Here is a 7,962-nt window from a genome sequence, read left to right as displayed (position 1 = left end):
GGCGTTCTGCGCAATGTCGCCCGTGTTCTGCGTCGTGCGACCGTCGAGGTTCGTCACGGCTTCGGCCACGCTGTACACCGTCGTGCCACCCACGCTGAACTTCGGCGCGCTGATCGAGCCATCCGCAAGCACGATCGAACCACCACCCAGCGCCCGGGCCGTGCTCGACGCCGAGGCGTACAACTGGCCACCGTTGACCGCGTCCACGCTCGATGCCCGCACTGCGCCCGCAGCCACACCCGTCACCGTACGGTTGCCCGCGGTGCCTGCCACGTTGATCACCGAACCGTCAGCGTCTTTTGCCACCGTGATGTCACGACTGGTTGCGTCCTGCTGGACCAGACCCACCGTGCCTTCGGACAACTGGTTCTGCACGCTCGTGATGCTGGACGCGTTCTGCGCGATGTTGCTCGTGTTCTTTGCGATGTCAGTTGCATTCAGCGCGATATCGCCGGCGTTCTGCGCAATGTCGCCCGTGTTCTGCGTCGCGCGACCGTCGAGGTTCGTCACGGCTTCGGCCACGCTGTACACCGTCGTGCCGCCCACGCTGAACTTCGGCGCGCTGATCGAGCCATCCGCAAGCACGATCGAACCACCACCCAGCGCCCGGGCCGTGCTCGACGCCGAGGCGTACAACTGGCCACCGTTGACCGCGTCCACGCTCGATGCCCGCACTGCGCCCGCAGCCACACCCGTCACCGTACGGTTGCCCGCGGTGCCCGCCACGTTGATCACCGAACCGTCAGCGTCTTTTGCCACCGTGATGTCACGACTGGTTGCGTCCTGCTGCACCAGACCCACCGTACCTTCGGACAACTGGTTCTGCACGCTCGTGATGTTGGACGCGTTCTGCTCGATGTTGCTCGTGTTCTTTGCGATGTCAGTTGCGTTCTGCGCAATGTCGCCCGTGTTCTGCGTCGTGCGACCGTCGAGGTTCGTTACGGCTTCGGCCACGCTGTACACCGTCGTGCCACCCACGCTGAACTTCGGCGCGCTGATCGAGCCATCCGCAAGCACGATCGAACCACCGCCCAGCGCCCGGGCCGTGCTCGACGCCGTGCCGTACAACTGGCCACCGTTGACCGCATCCACGCTCGATGCCCGCACTGCGCCCGCAGCCACCCCGGTCACCGTACGGTTGCCCGCGGTGCCTGCCACGTTGATCACCGAACCGTCAGCATCTTTTGCCACCGTGATGTCACGACTGGTTGCGTCCTGCTGGACCAGACCCACCGTACCTTCGGACAACTGGTTCTGCACGCTCGTGATGCTGGATGCGTTCTGCGCGATGTTGCTCGTGTTCTTTGCGATGTCAGTTGCATTCAGCGCGATATCGCCGGCGTTCTGCGCAATGTCGCCCGTGTTCTGCGTCGTGCGACCGTCGAGGTTCGTCACGGCTTCGGCCACGCTGTACACCGTCGTGCCACCCACGCTGAACTTCGGCGCGCTGATCGAGCCATCCGCAAGCACGATCGAACCACCACCCAGCGCCCGGGCCGTGCTCGACGCCGAGGCGTACAACTGGCCACCGTTGACCGCGTCCACGCTCGATGCCCGCACTGCGCCCGCAGCCACACCCGTCACCGTACGGTTGCCCGCGGTGCCTGCCACGCTCATCACCGCGCCGTCGGTGTTTTTCGCCACCGCGATATCGCGGGTGGTTGCATCCTGCTGCACCAGACCGATCGTGCCGTTGTCCAGCCCGTTCGTGATGTTCATAAGGTCACCGGCAATGTTCTGAATGTTGGCCGTGTTCTGCGTGGTACGGGCATCGACGTTGGCGAACGCGTCACCCACGTTGTCGACCGTCGTACCGCCCACGCTGTACGCAGGCGCCTTGACGGAACCGTCGGCATCGACCGCAGCGCCGCCGCCGAGCGCGGTCGTCACACCCTTGAGCTGCGACACGACGACCGCGTCCGAGCCTTGCGTGCCGGCCGCAACATTCGTGATCTGGCGCATGGCCATCGCACTGCCAACCGACACCGTATTTTCGCGGTCGGCGATCGAACCCGAGCCCAGCGCCACGGCGTTTGCTGCGGTCGCACTCGTACCGGTACCGAAGGCGATCGAGTCGGAGCCCGAAGCGATCGAGTTCGAACCCATCACCACCGCACCAGCAGCGGAGGCGGTATTGTTCAGACCGATCGCAATGCCAGCGGTCGCACCGTACATGACGGTCGACCGGCCCAGCGCCACCGACCAGTCCGCCATTGCGATTGCACCAGGGGTCGAGTCGTCGTGGCTGCCGCCACCAGCGGCGAACGAACCCGTGCCGACCGCCGTAGTGTCGTTACCGAAGGCCGCGCTGCCCACACCCGTCGCGGCCGCGTTCGAGCCGACCGCAGTAGAGCTATCGCCTAAAGCGAATGCAGCATTGCCGGAATCCGGACCGATTGCCACGGAGGACGGGCCCTCCGCAAAGCCGCTACCAGCCGCGTACTGCGCATGCGCGAGAGGCGCAATTGCGCTCGTCGCCAGCAACGCTGCACCCATCAGACTGACTGCTTTCGACTTGCCGCGCTTGCCACGAGTCTTCGAGTTCTCACACGCAGCTACCCACGAACCCAGGGCTTCGTTCCAGACGCTGATATACGACTTGTTCATGATCCTATCCCTATCAAGGTAATGAAAATGGATTTGCGGCGAATCGCCACCCGAAAAATCACGGAAATTAACCAGATACAATTAAATCGTTACCATTAAATACAGAACACACAAAATTCCCGTTGCCTTCGAATCTTTGAAACTGATTTCATCTTAGATTTTTGGCATAGGATCAAAATAGGACCGATCCGAATCGCCGATCGAGTTCAGCTATTAGATCTATTTGAAAAATCAATTTAATACCGGGCACCCCAAAAAGCCGTTTGGCGGCTGCGCATAAGAGGTTTTTTGAAGAAAGCCGCGTTTTTTGGAGAAACGGTAACTGGTGCTTTTTGATAACCTGCGATAGACACGCAGGCTTAAACAAGCCTGCGTCTCCGCTGCCCTGAAGAAACGCCGGATCGCCCGACAGCTCGGGCGCGGACGCCATCCGCGAAAGCACTCGGTTCGCCCTGCATCGCAAAATTGGCGGGATGACGCTCATGCGGTTGACGGTATTGGCGCCGAGCCTATCTCAAAATTCGGATTCTCCCGATATTGATAACCCGCCGCGCCCCATAGACTGAAAGCTCCTTCTACCGGGTTGTGTAGCGCGAAAGGGAATCCCTTGTTCGATTTATTGGGTTCCCGCGGCGTTTCAAGCTATGTCATTTCATGCCTGCAGCCCTTTTATTTCGACTGCGAGGTTTTGAAATCATGCGCTTACGCCATTTACGTCACGCCTGCTCTCGCGCTCAGGTTATTTCCGGGAATGTGGTTCATTCGGTCTATTGCCGATTTAAATCTCCGGCTGCCGCCGTGTTTCTGTTTGGCATGGTTGCGATGCTGGGAACGTCGAATGAGGTTACGGAAGCGGAGATCGTCGTTCGCGGGCACGGACCGGGTGTGCGCCAATTGTCCCGAGCCTTGGAAGTGACGGCGCCGGCAGTCAATGACTCTGGCAGCAAAACCAGCAATGATCAGCTATCCCACGCTGCACCGCTTGTCATGTCGGAGCTCGACAGCGGTTTTTACGCAGGGAAGATCGAAGCAACGTTGCGCGACACGCTGGCGCGGGCCAGCGTGCCGGCGGAGATACAGGAGCAGATCGCTCATATCTTTGCTCCTCGACTCGACCTCGCCGCGCCCGCGCACAAGGGCGACACTTATCATGTTCTCTATGAAAGCGACGATACGAACGCACAGCGCAAGCGTCTAAGGGCGGTCGAGCTCCGCTCGGGCGGTGAGGTCTACCAAGCCGTTTGGTTCGTCGCACCGGGGCGCACCGATGGAGACTACTATTCATTCGACGGGCGGGGACTTGCCGCGAAGCCATTCTCCATGCCCCTCAACTACGTGCGGCTCAGTTCGCCATTCGGTTACCGAACCCATCCGGTCAAGGGCAAACACCAGATGCACACAGGCGTGGACTTTGCCGCGCCGAAGGGGACACTCGTCGTCGCGGCCGCCTCAGGAACCGTGCGGTTCATCGGCTTCAAACCCGGATACGGCAAGATCGTCGTAGTCAGTCATCCGCGAGGTTTCACGACGCACTACGCACATCTGTCCGCCTTTTCCCGCGATTTGCGCGTCGGCAAACCGGTCGCCGAAGGACAACCGCTCGGCGCGGTGGGCAGCACCGGTACGGCTACGGGCGACCATCTGCATTTTGAGGTGCGTGAGTACGATCAACCGATCGATCCGCTCACTTTGACAGGCCGAACTGGCGCTTCGCCGCTCACGGCCACTGAGCGGATCGCGTTCGACAGCATGACGGGCGCCCTGCGTGAACAACTCGCTGCATTGCCCGTCGATACTCCGGCAAACAGGATGGCGTCGAATGCCGCAGGCACGCCGAATTCGCCTGCATAGCGGCACAGCTTGCTGACGTGAGACGTGAGACGCGAGCCCAAAGACGGTGAACGTTGCAATGCATGCGATTGCGAGCGAGCACGCGCCGCCCACTATTGACAACCAAAAAAACCATCTCTAGTTTACTAGACAAACGATCTCTTAAACTGGATAGCATGGACATCAACGCCCTGATCGCTCGTCGAGTCAAAGCGCTACGGGACGCTCAGAACTGGTCGCTGGACGCACTGGCCGAGCGCAGCAAGGTCAGCCGCTCGAATATCTCGCTCATCGAGCGCGGGCAAAGCAGCCCCACCGCGACCGTGCTCGATAAACTTGCCACCGCGTTGAACGTACCGCTCGCCTCGCTGTTCGAGCTGGATGGCGCAGCGGTGGCCGAGCCGTCGCCGGTCAGTCGCGCGTCCGAACAGGCGGTATGGACCGACCCGAGCTCCGGTTATGTGCGGCGTCATCTGTCGCCCACCGCTCGCTCGGCGATCCAGTTGGTCGAAGTCGACTTCCCGGCCGGTCAGCGCGTCAACTACGAAACCGGCACGCGCGACGCGGACATTCATCAACAGGTGTGGATGCTCGACGGGTCGATGGAAATCACGGTCGGCGACACCAGTTGGCGGCTCAAGTCAGGCGACTGCCTGGCGATGCGGCTCGACAGCCCTATCGTGTTTCGCAACCCCACTCGCAAACGCGCGCGCTATCTGGTCGCGCTGAGCACGTCACCCATCAATGAACGGAGAAGCGGATGAGCGATAACGTGACCATTCGGCGCGTCGGCGCGAACGAAGCGGCGGCCTGCGTCGAAGCGCTCGCCGATGTGCTGATCGACTGCGTGGAAGGCGGAGCATCGGTCAGCTTCATGCTGCCGATTTCGCGCGACACGGCCCTCGCGTTCTGGCGCAACGTCGCGCAAAGCGTCGCACGCGGCGAACGCGCATTGCTGATCGCCGAAGATCGAGACGGCAGCATCGTCGGCACCGTGCAGTTGATCATCGCGCAACCCGAAAATCAGCCGCATCGAGCCGACGTCGCGAAGATGCTCGTACACAGAAGAGCACGCCGGCAGGGCGTCGCGCACGCTCTGATGAGCGAACTCGATCGCCTTGCGCGGGAAGAGAAAAAATCGGTCCTCGTGCTCGACACCGTAACCGGCGGCGATGCCGAGCGGCTCTATCAGCGCGCCGGCTGGCAACGCGTCGGCAGCGTGCCGAACTACGCGCTGATGCCCGACGGCGCGTTGTGCGCCACCACCTTCTATTGCAAACAGCTTTGACCGCACACGCAGTCCACGCGGCGCAAGTATTTGAAACTTTCAACTACTTGCCTATAATGCCTGCACGACGGATAACGGTCGACAGCGGAGCAAATTCTTGTACTCGGATTTCCTGACTTTCAGGCTCGATCTGACCAGCGCGTTGCTGATCAACCGCGCGAACCTGGTCTACCGCGAGCGCTGGGATCTCGACGTGCGCGCGCTGCGCGTGCTGCGCCTCGTATGCGCGGAGCCCGACATCACGCCCAAGGCCGTTTCGCAGCGCGCGTTGATCGAAAAAACGCTGCTTTCCAAAGTTCTCGCCGAGCTTGAATCACGCAGCCTGATCACGCGCAACGCGCATGCATCGGACCGTCGAAGCATCGCGTTACGCGCCACCCATCAGGGCCTCGAAGTTGCGCAGGCGTCCGAAGCGGTAGGCACCGAGCTTGAAGTCGAGCTCGCGAAGGCGCTGAGCGCGAACGAGCGTAAAACGCTCGAACGTCTGCTTACCAAGCTTTCGCATAGCCTGCTCGAAAGCGAGTCCGCAAGCGCACCGCCCACGAGTTCCTGACCGACGGCCCGCATTTCGCCGCGCCCTCCCTGCGCTCGCCCACCACGAAACCACTCAGTGAATTCACACGCCGTCTATACCATTCTCGATCTGATCGGCACCTTCGTATTCGCGATCAGCGGCGCGGTCGCCGCGCGTCAACGACGGCTCGACCTGTTCGGCATCGTCGTGATCGCCTTTATGGTCGCGTGCGGCGGCGGCATCGTGCGCGACGTGTGCATCGGCGCGATTCCACCGGCGGGGCTGTCGAACTGGCGCTATCTGGCCACCGCGCTCGCAGCGTCCGCGGTGACGATTCTCGCGTATCCGCAGGTGCGCCGGCTGCGTCAGCCAGTGCTGTTCTTCGATGCGATCGGGCTCGGTCTGTTCGCGGTGTCGGGCGCGCAGAAAGCGCTCACGTATGGCCACAATGCCGAACTCGCGATTCTGCTTGGCGTCGTCAGCGCGGTGGGGGGCGGTGTGATGCGCGATGTCGTGCTCTCTCGCGTGCCCGCGATTCTCGAGCGCGAGATCTATGCATCTGCAGCGCTGTTCGGCGCGGCGGTGCAGGTCGGCTTTGCGTATGCGGGCTGGACCGACTGGTGGACGCCGTGGTTCGCGACGTTGGCTTGCGTGTTGGTGCGGCTCGCGTCGCTGCGCTACGGCTGGCGGCTGCCGGTCTTCCAGGGCAGACGCGCGGCCGAGACGCGCGACAATTCATAACAGGCTCGGCTCACGCACCGCCCGCCATGCTCGGCAGCAGATCGCGATAGATGTGAATCATCGCGGGCCCCATCAGCACGACGAGCAGCGCCGGAAAAATGCAGAACATCAGCGGAAACAGCAGCTTCAGCGCAATCTTCGCGGCCCGCTCCTCGGCGCGCATCCGGCGGCGCGTGCGCAGCGTATCGGACAGCACGCGCAACGACGCGCCGATGCTGGTGCCGAAGCGCTCGGCCTGAATCAGCATCGCGCTGAACGAGTCGATGTCTTCCACGCCGGTGCGCAGCGAAAAATTGCGAAGAGCCTTTTCCTTCGAGAAACCCGAGCGCATTTCGAGCAGCATCAGTTCGAGCTCGCTCGCGACCACCGCGCTGCGCAGGCGGATTTCCTCGCCGACTTTCATCAGCGACGCATCGAGGCCCAGCCCCGCTTCCACACACACGGTCAGCAGATCGAGCGCATCGGGAAAGTCCTCGACGATGCTGCGCTGGCGCGCTGCGGTGCGGCGCGACAGCACGACGTTCGGCAGGTAGTAGCCGAGCGCGGCCAGCACGACGAGCACGATCGCGCGTTCGAGCAGCGAGCTCGCGAACGACGAACCGTACAGCGCGAGCATCGCCAGCAGCGGCAACGTCAGCGCGAGCGCGGTCTTCGCGGCCAGATAGATCGGCACGGCGTTGGCCGAGCGCCAGCCGGCGTTCATCAATTGCACGCGCAGCGCGGATTGCTCCCAGCCGTCCTTCGGCACCGACAGCTTCGAGATCGGCTGCGAGATCTCGACGAGCTTTTCGTACCACGGCGTCTGCGCGGCGGCGTCGAAATGCTCCGGCGCCGGCACGGCGTTCGCGCCGCCCGCCTGCTCGATGCGGCGGCTCATGTCGCGCGGCGTGCTCAGATGCATCGCGCCGAACACGGCCGCGAAAACGATCGCGAATACGCCGGCGAGCAACAGAATCTGCGAGATGTTCAGTGTTTGCATGGT

General features: G+C 62.4%; 7 protein-coding genes. 5 read left to right on the top strand and 2 right to left on the bottom strand.

Translation table 11 applies throughout. The annotated features are described in order from the left end of the window. Positions 1–2,607, bottom strand: a 2,607-nt coding sequence (locus tag GCT19_RS24405; protein ID WP_265334632.1) for an ESPR-type extended signal peptide-containing protein, incomplete at its 3' end; no start/stop codon positions are given. A gap of 654 nt (positions 2,608–3,261) precedes the next feature. Between GCT19_RS24405 and GCT19_RS24400 the strand changes: the two genes are divergently transcribed. From GCT19_RS24400 to GCT19_RS24380, 5 genes are all read left to right on the top strand, one after another. Next, positions 3,262–4,458 (top strand): M23 family metallopeptidase, encoded by a 1,197-nt coding sequence (locus tag GCT19_RS24400; protein ID WP_227749320.1) that lies wholly within the window; start codon positions 3,262–3,264, stop codon positions 4,456–4,458. A 155-nt stretch (positions 4,459–4,613) separates the two neighbouring features. Continuing rightward, positions 4,614–5,201, top strand: a complete 588-nt coding sequence (locus GCT19_RS24395; RefSeq protein WP_152853325.1) for a helix-turn-helix domain-containing protein — start codon at positions 4,614–4,616, stop codon at positions 5,199–5,201. Further along, complete coding sequence (locus GCT19_RS24390) at positions 5,198–5,725, top strand: GNAT family N-acetyltransferase (protein ID WP_152853324.1); 528 nt, start codon at positions 5,198–5,200, stop codon at positions 5,723–5,725. Before GCT19_RS24395 ends, GCT19_RS24390 begins: the two co-directional genes overlap by 4 nt. 97 nt (positions 5,726–5,822) lie before the next feature. After that, a complete protein-coding gene (locus tag GCT19_RS24385; RefSeq protein WP_018435747.1) occupies positions 5,823–6,278 on the top strand; it encodes a MarR family winged helix-turn-helix transcriptional regulator in 456 nt (151 codons plus the stop codon). Positions 6,279–6,335: 57 nt separating this feature from the next. Beyond that, entirely contained in the window at positions 6,336–6,980 is a 645-nt protein-coding gene (locus GCT19_RS24380) for a trimeric intracellular cation channel family protein (RefSeq protein ID WP_018435748.1), read from the top strand. 10 nt (positions 6,981–6,990) lie between these two features. Here GCT19_RS24380 and GCT19_RS24375 read toward each other — a convergent pair whose 3' ends face one another. Beyond that, a complete protein-coding gene (locus GCT19_RS24375) occupies positions 6,991–7,959 on the bottom strand; it encodes a type II secretion system F family protein (protein ID WP_152853323.1) in 969 nt (322 codons plus the stop codon). Positions 7,960–7,962: the final 3 nt, after the last annotated feature.

It is taken from the genome of Paraburkholderia atlantica, assembly GCF_009362785.1.
Classification (GTDB): domain Bacteria; phylum Pseudomonadota; class Gammaproteobacteria; order Burkholderiales; family Burkholderiaceae; genus Paraburkholderia; species Paraburkholderia atlantica.
This window is presented reverse-complemented; position numbering and strand designations above follow the sequence as displayed.

Excerpts from the sequence above, each read along its gene's own strand:
- GCT19_RS24395 (WP_152853325.1), top strand. The coding sequence starts at position 4,614 with ATGGACATCAACGCCCTGATCGCTCGTCGAGTCAAAGCGCTACGGGAC.
- GCT19_RS24375 (WP_152853323.1), bottom strand. The coding sequence starts at position 7,959 with ATGCAAACACTGAACATCTCGCAGATTCTGTTGCTCGCCGGCGTATTC.
- GCT19_RS24400 (WP_227749320.1), top strand. The coding sequence starts at position 3,262 with ATGCCTGCAGCCCTTTTATTTCGACTGCGAGGTTTTGAAATCATGCGC.
- GCT19_RS24390 (WP_152853324.1), top strand. The coding sequence starts at position 5,198 with ATGAGCGATAACGTGACCATTCGGCGCGTCGGCGCGAACGAAGCGGCG.